Origin of the sequence: Aestuariivirga litoralis, assembly GCF_015714715.1 — a bacterium.
GTDB lineage: Bacteria > Pseudomonadota > Alphaproteobacteria > Rhizobiales > Aestuariivirgaceae > Aestuariivirga > Aestuariivirga litoralis_A.
In genome coordinates this window covers 438,245-451,997 of record NZ_WAHS01000001.1, presented here as the reverse complement: position 1 = coordinate 451,997, position 13,753 = coordinate 438,245, and the positions used below count along the sequence as shown (strand labels likewise).

Annotated in this window: 14 protein-coding genes; 5 read left to right on the top strand and 9 right to left on the bottom strand. The window is 56.9% G+C overall.

Annotation, left to right across the window (positions count from 1 at the left end; all coding sequences use genetic code 11):
- Positions 1 to 16 precede the first annotated feature (16 nt).
- The 3 genes from F8B91_RS02360 to F8B91_RS02350 all read left to right on the top strand — a co-directional run bounded on the left by F8B91_RS02360 (position 17) and on the right by F8B91_RS02350 (position 4,323).
- Positions 17 to 2,440, top strand: a complete 2,424-nt coding sequence (locus tag F8B91_RS02360; protein ID WP_196502114.1) for an FAD-dependent oxidoreductase — start codon at positions 17 to 19, stop codon at positions 2,438 to 2,440.
- Positions 2,441 to 2,503: 63 nt separating this feature from the next.
- On the top strand, positions 2,504 to 3,427 hold the full coding sequence (locus tag F8B91_RS02355) for a DMT family transporter (RefSeq protein ID WP_196502113.1): 924 nt from the start codon (positions 2,504 to 2,506) through the stop codon (positions 3,425 to 3,427).
- On the top strand, positions 3,424 to 4,323 hold the full coding sequence (locus F8B91_RS02350) for a DMT family transporter (RefSeq protein ID WP_196502112.1): 900 nt from the start codon (positions 3,424 to 3,426) through the stop codon (positions 4,321 to 4,323). Before F8B91_RS02355 ends, F8B91_RS02350 begins: the two co-directional genes overlap by 4 nt.
- On the opposite strand, the gene F8B91_RS02345 is transcribed toward F8B91_RS02350, so the two are convergent.
- From F8B91_RS02345 to F8B91_RS02335, 3 genes are read right to left on the bottom strand one after another with little or no spacing between them, the layout of a single operon-like run.
- Positions 4,320 to 4,901 (bottom strand): TMEM175 family protein, encoded by a 582-nt coding sequence (locus F8B91_RS02345; protein ID WP_196502111.1) that lies wholly within the window; start codon positions 4,899 to 4,901, stop codon positions 4,320 to 4,322. The genes F8B91_RS02350 and F8B91_RS02345 overlap by 4 nt on opposite strands.
- 59 nt (positions 4,902 to 4,960) lie before the next feature.
- A complete protein-coding gene (locus tag F8B91_RS02340) occupies positions 4,961 to 5,893 on the bottom strand; it encodes a phytanoyl-CoA dioxygenase family protein (RefSeq protein ID WP_196503863.1) in 933 nt (310 codons plus the stop codon).
- Positions 5,894 to 5,929: 36 nt separating this feature from the next.
- Positions 5,930 to 6,880 (bottom strand): phytanoyl-CoA dioxygenase family protein, encoded by a 951-nt coding sequence (locus F8B91_RS02335; protein ID WP_196502110.1) that lies wholly within the window; start codon positions 6,878 to 6,880, stop codon positions 5,930 to 5,932.
- Positions 6,881 to 7,002: 122 nt separating this feature from the next.
- Here F8B91_RS02335 and F8B91_RS02330 point away from each other — a divergent pair, with 122 nt between their 5' ends.
- On the top strand, positions 7,003 to 7,863 hold the full coding sequence (locus F8B91_RS02330; RefSeq protein WP_246714939.1) for a helix-turn-helix domain-containing protein: 861 nt from the start codon (positions 7,003 to 7,005) through the stop codon (positions 7,861 to 7,863).
- 3 nt (positions 7,864 to 7,866) lie between these two features.
- Here the strand turns inward: F8B91_RS02330 and F8B91_RS02325 are convergent, their stop codons facing one another.
- Positions 7,867 to 8,406 (bottom strand): hypothetical protein, encoded by a 540-nt coding sequence (locus F8B91_RS02325; protein ID WP_196502109.1) that lies wholly within the window; start codon positions 8,404 to 8,406, stop codon positions 7,867 to 7,869.
- A 3-nt stretch (positions 8,407 to 8,409) separates the two neighbouring features.
- The gene (gene ndk, locus F8B91_RS02320) at positions 8,410 to 8,832 is read right to left on the bottom strand and encodes a nucleoside-diphosphate kinase (protein ID WP_196502108.1); all 423 of its coding nucleotides are present in this window, start codon (positions 8,830 to 8,832) and stop codon (positions 8,410 to 8,412) included.
- Positions 8,833 to 9,056: 224 nt separating this feature from the next.
- On the opposite strand from ndk, the gene F8B91_RS02315 reads away from it, so the two are divergent.
- Complete coding sequence (locus F8B91_RS02315) at positions 9,057 to 9,287, top strand: hypothetical protein (protein WP_196502107.1); 231 nt, start codon at positions 9,057 to 9,059, stop codon at positions 9,285 to 9,287.
- Positions 9,288 to 9,730: 443 nt separating this feature from the next.
- Here the strand turns inward: F8B91_RS02315 and tcmP are convergent, their stop codons facing one another.
- From tcmP to F8B91_RS02295, 4 genes are all read right to left on the bottom strand, one after another.
- Positions 9,731 to 10,876, bottom strand: a complete 1,146-nt coding sequence (gene tcmP / locus F8B91_RS02310; protein ID WP_196502106.1) for a three-Cys-motif partner protein TcmP — start codon at positions 10,874 to 10,876, stop codon at positions 9,731 to 9,733.
- 9 nt (positions 10,877 to 10,885) lie between these two features.
- Entirely contained in the window at positions 10,886 to 11,644 is a 759-nt protein-coding gene (locus F8B91_RS02305; protein ID WP_196502105.1) for a DUF5131 family protein, read from the bottom strand.
- 127 nt (positions 11,645 to 11,771) lie between these two features.
- Complete coding sequence (locus tag F8B91_RS02300; RefSeq protein ID WP_196502104.1) at positions 11,772 to 12,170, bottom strand: OsmC family protein; 399 nt, start codon at positions 12,168 to 12,170, stop codon at positions 11,772 to 11,774.
- A gap of 9 nt (positions 12,171 to 12,179) precedes the next feature.
- Positions 12,180 to 13,661: an MDR family MFS transporter gene (locus F8B91_RS02295; protein WP_196502103.1), complete on the bottom strand. Its 1,482-nt coding sequence runs from the start codon at positions 13,659 to 13,661 to the stop codon at positions 12,180 to 12,182.
- Positions 13,662 to 13,753 lie beyond the last annotated feature (92 nt).

Here is a 13,753-nt window from a genome sequence, read left to right as displayed (position 1 = left end):
CAACTGGAGTTGAATCATGAAATCTCATGCGCGAGTTGTTGTTGTTGGTGGCGGAGTCATGGGCGTGGGCCTGCTCTACCATCTGGCGCTCGAAGGCTGGACCGATATTGCCCTGATCGAAAAGGGCGAGCTCACCTCCGGCTCCACCTGGCACGCGGCTGGCCAATGCCCACATTTCAACGGCTCGCTGAACATGACCAAGGTGCATCTCTATGGCACCCAGCTTTATCCCAAGCTTGAAGAGCTCACCGGGCAAGCCGTCTCGTGGCATGGCTGCGGTGGTCTTCGCCTCGCCACCACCGACGAGGAAGTGAACTGGCTGAAATATGTCTATGGCATTTCAAAACTCGCAGGATACGAGGGCGAAATCATCGGCCCCTCTGAGATCAAGCAATATCACCCCTATCTCGAAACCTTCGGCATCAAAGCCGCCTTCCGCACGGTGACCGATGGCCATGTCGCCCCGGCTGACATCACCAATGCCATGGCCGCGGGCGCGCGCAAGCTGGGCGCTGAAATCTACCGCCGCAACCGGGTGATCGACATCAAGCTGCTACCCAATGGCGAATGGCGCGTCTTCACCGAGCAAGGCAATATCGATTGCGAGCATGTGGTGAATTCGGCCGGCTCATACTGCGACGTGGTGGGCTCTTGGACCGCGCACAATGTGCCGATCGCCAACATGCTGCACCAATATATCATCACTGAACCGCTGCAGGAGTTGATTGACCTGAAGCAGGAACTGCCCGTGGTGCGCGACCCTTACTCCCACGCCTATCTGCGCGAGGAAACCAACGGCGTGCTGATTGGCCCCTATGAAACCGCCACCGCCCATACTTGCTGGGATGGCCAGCCGCCGCGCTGGGACTATGAAAGCGAGCTGGAGCCTAACGAAGTGGACCGCATCATGCCCTGGCTGGAAAAAGCCACGGAGCGTTTCCCACTCTTCGGCAAGGCTGGTATCAAGTCCGTCATCTCTGGCGCCATCACTCACACACCGGATGGTGTTTATCTCTCAGGCCCCGCCCATGGCCCGAAGAATTACTGGATGCATTGCGGCGCGTCGATCGGCATCTGCCAAGGAGGCGGTGCCGGAAAATATCTGGCACAATGGATGGTCCATGGCCAAGCCGAAATCAACATGCGCGAATTCGATCCGCGCCGCTTCGGCAATTGGGCCTCCAAGGATTACACAGCGGAAGTTTCCGTCACCGACTATCACCACATGTATTATTGCTACAAGCCAGCCGAGCAGCACGAAGTGGGCCGCCGCCTGCGCAAATCCTCGCTCTATGACAAACTGAAGAATGAGGGCGCGCAATTCGCCCAGATCTTCGGCTGGGAGCGTGCCCGCTGGTTCGACAAATCCGGCAAGGGTGAAGCCTATTCCTTCCGCCGCAACAACGCCTTTGAAGCCGTGAAGGCCGAAGCCATGGCCGTGCGCGAGCGTGTGGGCTTGATGGACCTTTCCACCTTCGCCAAATTCGAAGTGAAGGGGCCAGATGCCTTCAGCTTCCTGAACCGCATTCATGCCAACAAGATCCCCGCCAAAAATGGCGGCCTCGCGCTGTCTCACTTGCTGAACGACAACGGCTTCATCGAAAGTGAAATGACCATCACACGCTTGGCTGATGATCATTTCTATGTGCTGAGCGCTGCCGCCGCACAGGACTATGATTTCGATCAATTGTCCTGGCGTCTGCGCGCTGGCGAGAAAGTCACCGTCACGGATGTGACGGATGATTATGCCGTCCTCGTCCTCGCCGGCCCGCGCGCCCGCGATGTTCTGAGCGCCTGCACCAAGACCGATCTCTCCAACGCCGCCTTCCCTTGGCTCACGGCGCAAGTGGGAGAAGTGGCCAGCATCAAAGGCGTGCGCCTCGTACGCGTGAACTATGTAGGCGAGCTCGGCTGGGAAATCCATGTGCCGATGGCCGATGCGCCGAAAGTCTATGACACGCTGATGGAGGCAGGAAAGCCGCTTGGCATCCAGCTGTTCGGCACTTATGCAATGAACTCCCTGCGCATGGAAAAATCCTATCGCGGCTGGGGCTCGGAACTCACCGCCGAAATCGACATGTTCGAAGCCTCGATGGCGCGCTTCATCCGCCTGGAGAAAGAAGGCTTCACCGGCAAGGCGGCTTCGCTCAATCTCAAACAGCGTGGGCCCCGCATCCAGCTAGTCTATATGGAAGTCGAAAACACTGACAGCGATTGCATGGGCAACGAGCCCGTCTATCACCAAGGCAACATCGTCGGCCTCACCACATCAGGCGGCTTCGGTCACGCGGTAGGAAAGTCGCTGGCCTTCGCCTATGTCGATCCGAAATTGACCGCCATCGGGACTGAGTTCGAAGTCATGATCTTCAGCGAAAAGCGCAAAGCCCGCATCATTGCCGAAAGTATCTGGGACCCGAAGAACGAACGCCTGAAAGCCTAGTAGGGCCAGAACCGGATTCTTTCTGGCCGGGGGTGGTTTGGCCTTGGGCGCACGGGTAAACGGATGGCCATGTCCGCCGCCGCTACGCCCGTTGCCCGCAACAAGACGCTTCTGAGCATCGTCTTGCTCCTGTCGGCCATGGCCATCCTGCCGATGATTGACGTCATCGCCAAACATCTCGGTCGGCAAGGCATTCCCGTGCCGGAGCTGGTCTGGGCCAGGTTTTTCTTTGGTGCCCTCCTCACTTTGCCTTTCGCATTGCGCAGCAAGGGGCGTGCGGCCCTGCATCCGGTCAACCCGCTGCTCAACAGCTTGCGCGCTTTATGCCTGATCATGGGCACAGCATTTTTCTTCGCGTCTTTGCATTACCTGCCGGTGGCCGATACGCTGTCGATCTATTTTGTGCAGCCCGTATTGATCGTGGCTCTCTCACCCTTCGTGTTGAAGGAGAAGGTGGACCTGACCCGCTGGGCAGTGGTCTTTGCCGGTTTCATCGGCGTGTTGATCATCATCCGGCCGGGCATTCAGGAATTCAGCGCCGGTCACTTCCTGGCCTTGCTCGCCGGCCTGTCATCCGCCTTCTACATCCTGATCACCCGCGCGTTGCAGGGCCGCGCCGATCCGATCATTACCACCTTCCAGACCAGCGCCATCGGGGCTGTGGCTCTCACCGCACTGGCACCCACCTACTGGCTGCCGCCACTGCCGCAGCAATGGCTGTTGCTCTTGGCTTTGGGCGGCATTGCCATCCTCGGCCACTATTTCATCACCAAAGCCTATGATTACGGCGAGGCTTCCCTGCTCTCGCCCCTGAACTATTCCGAGATGGTAACTTCGGTCATTCTGGGCTGGGTGTTTTTCAACGACTTTCCGGATCGCTACACCTTCCTCGGTGTCGCCATCCTGATTGCCTGCGCCATTTACATCTCACAGAACGAGCGCCGCAAAATGGCCGCTGAAGCCAGCGAAGCGGCGGCGCATCCATGAGCAAGCCCATCAACAAATCCCTGATCGGCATCGCGCATATGCTCACCGCGATGCTGATCTTTCCGTTCCTCGATGTGATGGCCAAGAAGCTGGGCGAGCAAGGCTTGCCCATCATGGAGATCGTGTGGGCCCGTCTCTTCCTGGGCGCCTTGATGACTATGCCGATCCTGATTGCGCTGGAAGGCCGGAGCGCGCTGGCACTGCGCGATGTTAAACTGAATGGCGGCCGTGCGATTTTCATCGTCGCCACCACCTTCCTGTTTTTCTCCGCGATGAAATTCCAGGGCGTGGCCGAAACACTATCGATCTATTTCATCCAGCCCATCATGCTCACGGCATTGGCGCCCTTCCTGTTGAAAGAAACGGTGGACCTGCGCCGCTGGATCGCCGTGGCCATCGGCTTTCTTGGTGTGCTGGTGATCATCCGCCCCGGCCTCGTCGCATTCAATCCCGGCACGCTGCTGGCCTTCGCCTCAGGCTGCGCTTCGGCTTTTGTGCTGATTATTTCGCGCAAGCTGGCTGGCAATTCGTCGGCCTTGGCCAACACTTTTTACACATCGTTCCTTGGAGGTGTGATTGCCAGTGTGATCATGCTCACGCAGTGGCAATGGCCCACAATTGAACAATGGCTCATGATGTTCAGTCTTTCCGCCATCGGCACTTTCGCAAACTATCTGGTCATCCGCGCCTTTGAATATTGCGAAGCTTCGCTGCTCGCACCCTTTGGCTATGCCGAAATGATCAACGCCGTTCTGGCCGGCTGGTATTTCTTTGGCAACTTCCCGGATGTCTTTACCTTCGTGGGCGTGGCAATCCTCATTGCCTGCGCGTTGTGGATTTCAAACCACGAGCGCAAGCGATCAGCGATGGAAATGATTGATCCCGGCCGCGTCTAAACGCCCGCGCCCATCACGCGTTCAATGCGGCGATCCGGAATGAACCAGATCAGCGCCACGGCAACGAAACAGGCGCAAGACAGCATCGGATTGATGAAGGCAAGCGGCAACGAGAGCAGATAGATCACCAGCGAAATCTTGCCCTTCTTGTCGCGGCCCACCGCCTTGGCCACGTCTGAACCAGCACCATGCACGCCGACAGCCACGAACGACATGATCGTGTAGGCGATGGCGCAGGCCAGCAGGTTCAACGCGTAAACGACAACCGGCCACATGGCGAAATGGTTCTCTCCCATCCAGCCCGTCGTGAAGGGAATGAGCGAAAGCCAGAACAGCAAATGCAGGTTGGCCCACAGCATGCCACCAGAGATCTTGTGAACCAGGTAATAGAAATGGTGGTGGTTGACCCAATAGATGCCGATATAGATGAAGCTCAGGATGTAGCTGAGGAAAATGGGCAACGCGCCCAGCAACTCAGCGGGTTCCGCGCCATGTGGCGGCTTCAGTTCCAAAACCATGATAGTGATGGCAACAGCAACCACCGCATCAAAAAAGGCCTCAAGCCTGCCCTTGCCCATGTTCGATTTCCCCCGTTACAGAAAAGCAACATAGACAAGAGAAGGCGATTTGCAAACGCCTACCAGTCCGTCAGGCCGAGCAGTTTTTCACCCAATGGATTGAGCTTGGCCGTAGTCGCATTCTTCGCTTCCCAGCCGCGCGGATCGCCAGGGAAGGCATCACGCTTGGGGTGATCCAGTTCGCGCCACAGGCGGACGCGCTCAGCACGTGTTTCCGCATCTTCAGGATCAGCCGGGAACATCGAGATGTATTGCGCCATGCGCACCCTGTTATCAGAATGGTTCGGCCGCACGCCATGCGCCAGCAGCGAATTGAAGATCATCAAATCGCCCGGCTCCATATCGACATTGACGCGGCTCAGCCCCGTCATGTCCGGATGCATCGGATCGCGGTCGGCTGGCTGCGTCTTCACCCATTCATTGAAATGCTCAAACAGATAAGGCACGCTCTGGAAGCCACCGACATCGCCATCCTGCTTCTTCAGGCTCAGCACGCCCTGCACGCCAATTGGCGGCGGGGTGATTGAGGTGTCCACATCCCAATGGATGAAGCCATCGGCATTGCCTTTTACCTTTTTGGGCGGGTTGAGATTGGCGCGGTCAATCGCCACCCATAAATCCTCACGGTCCCAAATATCGACGAAGGCATCATAGACGCGCTTCTCCATCCGGTTGTCCCAGAGATATTGGTGGTTATAGATTTCCAGCATGCCGGTGCCGTTCAGCTCCTTCATGATGTGGTCGCGGCGCTGCGGCGCATACCAAGTGGAGCTGTCCGCCGGGTCCTTCTCGTCAAATTTCCAGAGCAGATCGGCCAGCCGCTCGACATTGGCCGCCGGCACCGCTTGGCGCACAATCACATAGCCCTTGGTCGTCCACTGCTTCCAATCCGCTTCCGACAGCACCCGCAGCGGCAGCTTCTTCTTGATGTCCTTGAGCTGCACGGTGGATGATGAGGTCCAGTGCGCGTCGCGCTTCAAGGCGTGGCCCATAGTGGCTGTGTTGGATTGCATGTTTCTCTCCTGAAATTACCAGCGCGCCGAACCCAGCAGCTTTTCGCCCAAGGGCGTAAGCTTCGCTGTGGTGGCGTTCTTCTTTTCCCATTCGCGCGGATCACCCGGCATGGAATCCCGCTGCGGATGGTCCAGCTCGCGCCACAGGCGCACCCGCTCCAGCCGTGTTTCTTCGTCGTCCCAGTTGGCGGGGAACATCGAAATATACTGCGCCATGCGCACGCGGGTGTCGGAATGGTTGGGCCGCACGCCATGCGCCAGAAGCGAATTGAAAATCATCAAATCGCCCGGCTCCATGTCGAGATTGACGCGTGTCAGGCCGGTCATGTCAGGATGCAGCGGATCACGATCAGCCGGCTGCGTTTTCACCCAGTCTTCGAAATGTTCAAACAGATAGGGCACGCATTGAAAGCCGCCAACATCGCCGTCCTGCTTCTTGAGGCTCAGCACGCCTTGCACACCCACCGGCGGCGGCGACAGCGACGTGTCCACGTCCCAGTGAATGAAACCTTCCGGATTGCCCTTTGTTTTTTTCGGCGGGTTGAGATTGGCGCGGTCAATCGCCACCCACAAGTCTTCCTGGTCCCAGATATCCACGAACGCATCATAGACGCGGGCGTTCATCCGGTTGTCCCAGAGCAGCTGGTGGTTATAGATTTCCACCATGCCGGCATTGTTCAATTCCTTGATCGGGTTGGTGCGCCGCATCGGCGCATACCAGGTGGAAGGATCGTTCGGGTCCTTCTCGTCAAAACGCCAGAGCAGCTCGGCAAGGCGCTCCACATTTTCCACAGGCACCGCCTGCCGGACAATCACGTAGCCCTTGGTGATCCAGTGTTGCCAATCGGCCGGCGACAGAACGCGCAGCGGCAGGGTCTTCTTGATATCGCGCAGCTGGGTTGTTGTGGTGGAGATAGGATGGCTGTCCACTTTGGTGGGATTGGCCATGGTCTGAGTGGCTTGCATGTTGAACTCCCATTTTCAGCTCCTGTTGCGCGGGCTTATAGGGAGCAGATTAGCCACGCCGAAAATCGCGTGTTGTCGGCCTTGGGCGAATTCTGATACTATTCTGGCGTATTGGAGAGCATATGAGCCCCAAACGGCCATTTCTGGAGCAATTGCAGCCGCCGCCGGATGCGTCCTGGGCGATGCTGAATCGCCGGCTCGATGACGCCATCCCCTTCCAGTGGCACCACCACCCGGAATTCGAACTCACCCTCACGCTGAACTCGCGCGGCCAGAGATTCATCGGCGACCATGTGGGCCATTACGAACATGGCGACCTGGCGCTGGTGGGGCCCAACCTGCCCCACACCTGGGCCTCGCGCGAAAAGCAGGACGAGGCGAAACCGCATGTGGCCCTCGTCTTCTGGTTCCGCAAGGAGTGGATCGAAAGTCTGACCGCCAGCACGGTGGAGCTGCGCCCCATCGAGCGGCTGATCACGCGCGGGATGAGCGGGCTTTCGTTCGGCTCCAAACTCGGCCTCGAACTCGCGAGCGAGTACCAGGACATCTACACCCGTGATCCCGCACAGCGGCTGATCGGCCTGATCAATATCCTGCTGCGCGTGGCAGCGGCGGAGGCCACACCGCTTTCGATCAACACACCGCGCGAGATGGAGAGCCGCAACAGCCGCATTGACCGCGTGCTCCTGCATCTGCACCAGCATCACAATGAAGTGGTGCGGCTTGAGGAACTTGCTGAGATCGCTTCCTTGAGCGTCTCAGGCCTGCACCGCATGTTCCTCAAACACATGCAGGTGACAATTTCGGATTATCTGATCGGCTTGCGCATCGGCGAAGCCTGCGCGCGTTTATCTGGAACCAGTCAGCCCATCCAGCATATCGCGTCTGATGTGGGCTATGCCTCGCTGGCGAATTTCAACCGGCACTTCAAACGCAGACGGGGCCTATCGCCCCGCCAGTATCGATCGTCCTTTGCGCGGTAAGCCTTAATGGCCAGCCGCGGCAACCTCAGCGTTTCCCACCCGCAGCTTCAGCAGATACCACACCGCCACAACGCCAATCGCTTTCGACACAACTTCTGTCACGAAAGCCGCAGGCGTGAGGTAACCGGCCAGATGCTGGAAGGCCAGCGTATCCACCGGCACGGCAAACAGCGCCGAGATGAAAATGCGGCTCTGCAGCGGGCGCTTGGTGAAAGTGTAAACCGCCCAGTCGGTCATTTCAGACAGCATGAAGGCGATCAGCGATGCCGCCGCCAGTTCAGGCCCGGCAAAGTACCAGACCGGAATGCCGGCCAGCGCCGTGGCGATCAACACCTTGTGGCCGATCTCGCGCTGCGCATAATCACGCAGCACGAAAACGAAACCCACAATCACATTGGCAAGATACAGCGTGCCCATCCAGCTGGTGGTGGTGAACTGCGTCACACCCTCAATCAGATTCTGCGGAATGAACAGCAGGTTCACCAGCACGATGAAGGCGATGTAAGCCCCCACGGCGAGAACGACACGCGCGATCTTGTTCATGCCTTAGCCTACGATTTCTGCATCAGTGAAGTTCTGGCCGATTTCGATCTTGGCGTTGTCGGCACTGTCTGAACCATGCACCGAATTGGCTTCGATTGATTCAGCGAATTCCTTGCGGATGGTGCCCGGCGCAGCATTGGCCGGATTGGTGGCGCCCATCACGTCGCGGTATTTGGCAACGGCGTTCTCACCTTCCAGAACCTGCACGACCACCGGGCCGGAGATCATGAACGAAACGAGATCCTTGAAGAAGGGGCGTTCCTTGTGCACGCCGTAGAAGGCTTCGGCCTGGGCGTTCGACCACTTCACGCGCTTCTGCGCCACGATGCGCAGGCCAGCCTTTTCGATCACGGCATTGATGGCGCCGGTCAGGTTACGCTTGGTGGCATCCGGCTTGATGATGGAGAAAGTGCGTTCGATAGCCATGGTGTTCCTCAAAGGTTTGAATGAATGGCCGGGCTATAGCGGGGCCGATGTTGCAGCGCAAGACCTGCCCGGGAGCAGGCAATTCAGCGAAAAAGCCCAACCAAGGCAGCCGGGCACCCGATCCTGTGCATAACCTGTGGATAACTGCCAGTTCACGCTGTTCCGCAAGGCTCAATGCCATCCAGAGTTGGGGCGCAAGTTAACGGCGAATTGGAGTGGTCCCAATGAAATATGTGATGATTGCGGGTTTCGTAGTGCTGGCCGCGCATGTTGCGGATGCCAAGACTGTTTCTGCATCGGGTGGCACATCTGTGTCTGTCTCGTCGAGCAACGGTCAAACGACCACCTCGGTCACAGTAACGGCGAATGGCCAGGTCGTTTACTCGCAACCACCGACCACGACCAATTCGAACGGCGGGTCTGCCCACGCGTTCGTCTTCGTGCACAAGCCCTGATCCTGCCTGAGTTCAAATCTGTTTGAATTAAGCTGACACCTGCCCTGACATTCGCGCCACTGCGCAAGGGATGAAGGGTGGGTGCCGGCCGCGTCACCTCATGGCGCCGCCGAAGGAAAATGGAGGGGAATGCCCGCTCCTGGCTTCAAGCCCGCATATGCTGAGTGTGGAGTTGTAGATGGCCGAGAGGCCTGAAGCCCGAAGGCAAAACGCAGCGATTTTAAATCCGGGGCTGATATTGGTCAGCCATTGAAGGCGCTTGGGTCTTAGTGCCCAAGGTCCAGAACCGGAGCTCCCGGAGGCATGAAGTGAGTTAGGCTTCACCCTGCAGGCGCTGCACTCTTCTTCACAATGTTGGAACTCTGTGATCAGCATCGTCCCCTCCTTTGAAAAAGACGGGCGGAGCAGTACATAACTTATATTCCTTTGTCAAGGAATATTTTCTATGTACCCTTCTTTATGATCGTGTCTGGCTGTGCTTTGCGCATCCTCGGCGGCAAATGATAAGCAATTTTACCGGCGCCTCGAAGGTCATTCATCAATTCTTTGATCTGCGTAGATCTAATGGGAACAGCATCCATAAGCTTCAATTCAATATCTTTAAAGACTACTGAACCAAAAGTTGCCAGCTCTTCCATCACAATTGCCGTGGCTTCTAGTTTGTATTTTTTACTCCCGACACCTTCATCGTCTTGCTTAATCTTCGCGAGAAAATCGTCTGAGAAAAGAGACGTTTGACCGTCATCTGGTGTGCGAAGTCCGCTGCGCACTTCCATTTCTTCCCGTTCAATTTTATATTGGATGTCCCTGAAAAGTTCGAGGCCATGGGCGCTTTGAGTTCCCAAAATCAACCTCATTTTGACCCGCTCTTTTCGCGGAACCATTATCGGAAAGACTGGCAAAAAGCGCGCGACCCCAGCTTCAAGCATTTTGCGCTTAAGCAATAGTAGAACTCGTTCGTCGTTAGACAAGTCGGATGAAGTTTTCGCAAACTCATCGGCCCAATTGGGATCGGCCAAAAATTGCCCAAAAGATTCGACGACTTTTGAATACTCAGCATGGCGATTGATATGATCGGCCATGAAATTCAGAAGAAATTCTCCCTTGCGCTTCCTAAGAAAATCGAAAATTCTCGCATTCTGAATTTTCCATCCGGTTGGATCGATGAATGTAAAAGTAAATCCGCCCTGTGGAATGGCCGCCGAAATCGCGTCGAGATTATCCTCGAAGGCCCCCTGAAATAAGTTGATATCGAAGCTCTTCTTTTGTTCTGCGTACTCCTTCAATTTTTGAAAGCGATTGGACCGCTTTTCACAAAAGAAAAAACGGATTTTTATGTTCGATTTGCCCATCTCCAGCAATTTCACGCGAACTGCTTCTAAGGTGTTAATCGCCTGGTCAAACGAAGCGTCAGAATATTTTGCTTCATCAGAAATTTTCCACGGCCCAGCAAACGCATCAACAAAATTAAAAACGGGCGAATGACCTTGCAGTGTCTTAAACGCAGCGCTTTCCAAATATTTGGTCAAAAACCTATGCTTGATATAGGACTGTTCACGCTCCTCATATAGGCCAATGTCCAAATCCATTGAGAACTCCTAGGTTCGCAGCTTCGCCATAATTGGAGCAGGCACAATCGTCCATGGAAACCCGTTCCATTCCTTACCTTCAAGCAGCCGCCCGCCAGATTTGGGTCGCGCGCCGCCCCATTGCTTGAAGAAAAAAGCAACGCCAAATTTTTTGCACGCGTCTTTAAGCTCGGTTGCCCATTCAGGCTTCATCGATCGGGCTCTCGGCCCACTTTCTCCGCCGACGATTGCCCAGGCAATCCCAGTCAAGTCAAGTTCGCCGATAGCACCCAGCAGCGGCTCAAATGAAATGAACCGCGCTTCAGAATTTATTTGGCGCAAATGTTCGACACGACTTTTGTGAGCCGCATCTTCCACTGAAACACCCAACCAGATGTGTGATGGTACCTTGCCACCGTCATAGCGTTTCTTGACATAGTTCCTCATCAAAGAGCTTCGCTTGGTGAGAACTTGGAATACATGCCAGTTGGCGTTTTCCATCGTTTCGAAAACCTGATCAATGTACGCGCGATCAATGTCCTTATGAAAAAGATCGCTCATGGAATTCACAAAGATCATGCGTGGCTTTTTCCAAAGAGCCGGCTGTTTCAATCTTTCGGGCCAAAGGCGCAGATCAAAACCCTGCTCATAGGGATGGTTCTCAATGCCTCTCCAGCGCTCCGCAAAACGCGCCGCATAGCAATTGTCACAGCCCGGTCCAATCTTGGTGCAGCCGGTAACTGGGTTCCAAGTGGCGTCGGTCCATTCAATTTCGGTGTTCTGGGCCATGACTGTATCCTAGCATATGTTCTTGGTTTGTTCCAGAGGAAAAGTAACCCCTGCTTGTTCCATATATGAACTTCAGCTTGTGCGAGAGTCGCGCGGAAGAACGACGGGATGCCGACGGGTAGGAACTTTAGCTGAAGCTCACTCCCGCCCCCGCGAGCAGCGTATTCGCCACCATGCAATTTGCTCGTGCAACCTTCAGCAACTCCGCCGGATCGCCTCCGCCCTTAAGCGTGCACTCTGACTTCAGCCTTGCCCGCTTGGCCACCAGGGGCTCGCCTTCGAGATCAAGTTCCACATGGATTTGCAGGCGCTCAATCACCACGCCCATTTTCTCGGCGGTGAAATAGGCCGTGTTGGAAAAGCAGCCGCCCAGCGCCAAAGCCAGCAGCGGCCCGCCGCCGAAGCCCAGCCCCTGCCCGCCTGCTTTGCCTTCGGCGCGGTCGGCAATTAAAGTATGCACACCGTGGCGGCCCAGCGAAGCGGCCGTTCCTGCGATGGTATCGTAGTCGATGGAGATCGTCGGCATGCCGGTTCCCTATTCAATGCTCACAGCGTCGCTCACCCTCACACTCGTCCGCAGCGCCTTCTGCGGCATTTGCTGGAAAGCGATCAGCGCGATGGCCAGCACGAAGGCGGCCAGCGCAAACAGTGGCCGGAAAGCCATGTGGATTTCATCGGCTCCCATGGCGGCCAGCTTGGTGCCGCCGGTTTCCAGCGACGCGATGTCTGGCAATTGCGAGAACAGCACGGCGCCGAACAGCGCCACGATGAGGGCACCGCCCAATGAGCGGAAGAAGCCCATCACGCCTGTGGCCGTGCCCATCTGGTGCGGGCTCACGGCGTTCTGGATCGACACCGTGGTGATCGGGAACACCGTGCCCAGGCCGATGCTGAGGCCCGCCATCAGCACCTCCACTACGGCCAAGCCCAGATTGTGTTTGAATGCGGCGATGAGGCCCAGGCCCACCACCGAGAAAACCAAACCCACAGTGGCCGGCATTTTGTAATTCACCGCATGCGCCATGAAGCGCCCGGCGATCACCGCACCCACCACCGTGCCCGACATGAAGGGAATGAGGCTGAGGCCGGACTGGGAGGCCGAGAGGCCGAAATTCAGCTCCATGTAAATCGGCAGATAAGCGGTGATGCCGATATAAGTGCCCATGATCAGCAGTGCCGTCACCGTGCCCATCGCCACCACGCGGTTCTTCAAAATCTCCGACGGGATGAAAGGCTCGGGCGCCACGCTTAAGCGCCAGATGAAGGCCGCCCACAGCGCCACTGATCCGGCCAGCAGGCCGAGTACCTGCACCGAAATCCACGGATAATGAATGCCGCCCCAGCTGAGCGCCAGCATCAGCGCAATGCTGGCCGCCGCCATCAAAGCAGCACCCAGAAAATCCAGCTTGTGCGGCTTTTCATGGCGCGGCAGTTTCTTCAGCAGGCCATTGGTCATCGCCAGCGCCAGCAGGCCGATCGGCAGGTTGATCCAGAAGATCAGCGACCAGTGCAGATGTTGCGCCATATATCCGCCCAGCAGCGGGCCCGATATGCTGGCGAACATATAGACGCCGGAAATATAAACCATGTAACGCGCGCGTTCCTTCGGCGAGACGATGTCGGCAATGATGGTCTGCGCCAGCGAAATGAGTCCGCCGCCGCCGAGGCCTTGCACGGCGCGGGCGATGATCAGGATCAGCAGATTGGGCGACAGCGCGCAGGCCAGTGAGCCCAGGATGAAAACCGTGATCGCAAACAGCAGAGTCTTGCGGCGGCCCACAATGTCCGACACCTTGCCGTAAAGCGGTGTCACCGCAGTGGAGGACAGCAGATAGGCGGTGACCACCCAAGGCAGATATTCCGGATTGCCCAGATTGCGCCCGATGGTGGGCAGTGCGGTGACTACGATGGTCTGGTCCAGTGTGGCCAGGATCATCGCGACGATGACGCCGAAAATGATCCGCAGAACTTCAGGGTGGGAAAGCGTGGGCGAAGCGGGAGCGGGTGAGGAATCCATGGCGCGGTGATGGTCCCTTGGGCGCGCGCTTGCAAATAACCATTCCGCAAAGCTGCGTTGCGAAATTACTCATATCTCCTCCCCGGAGGGGA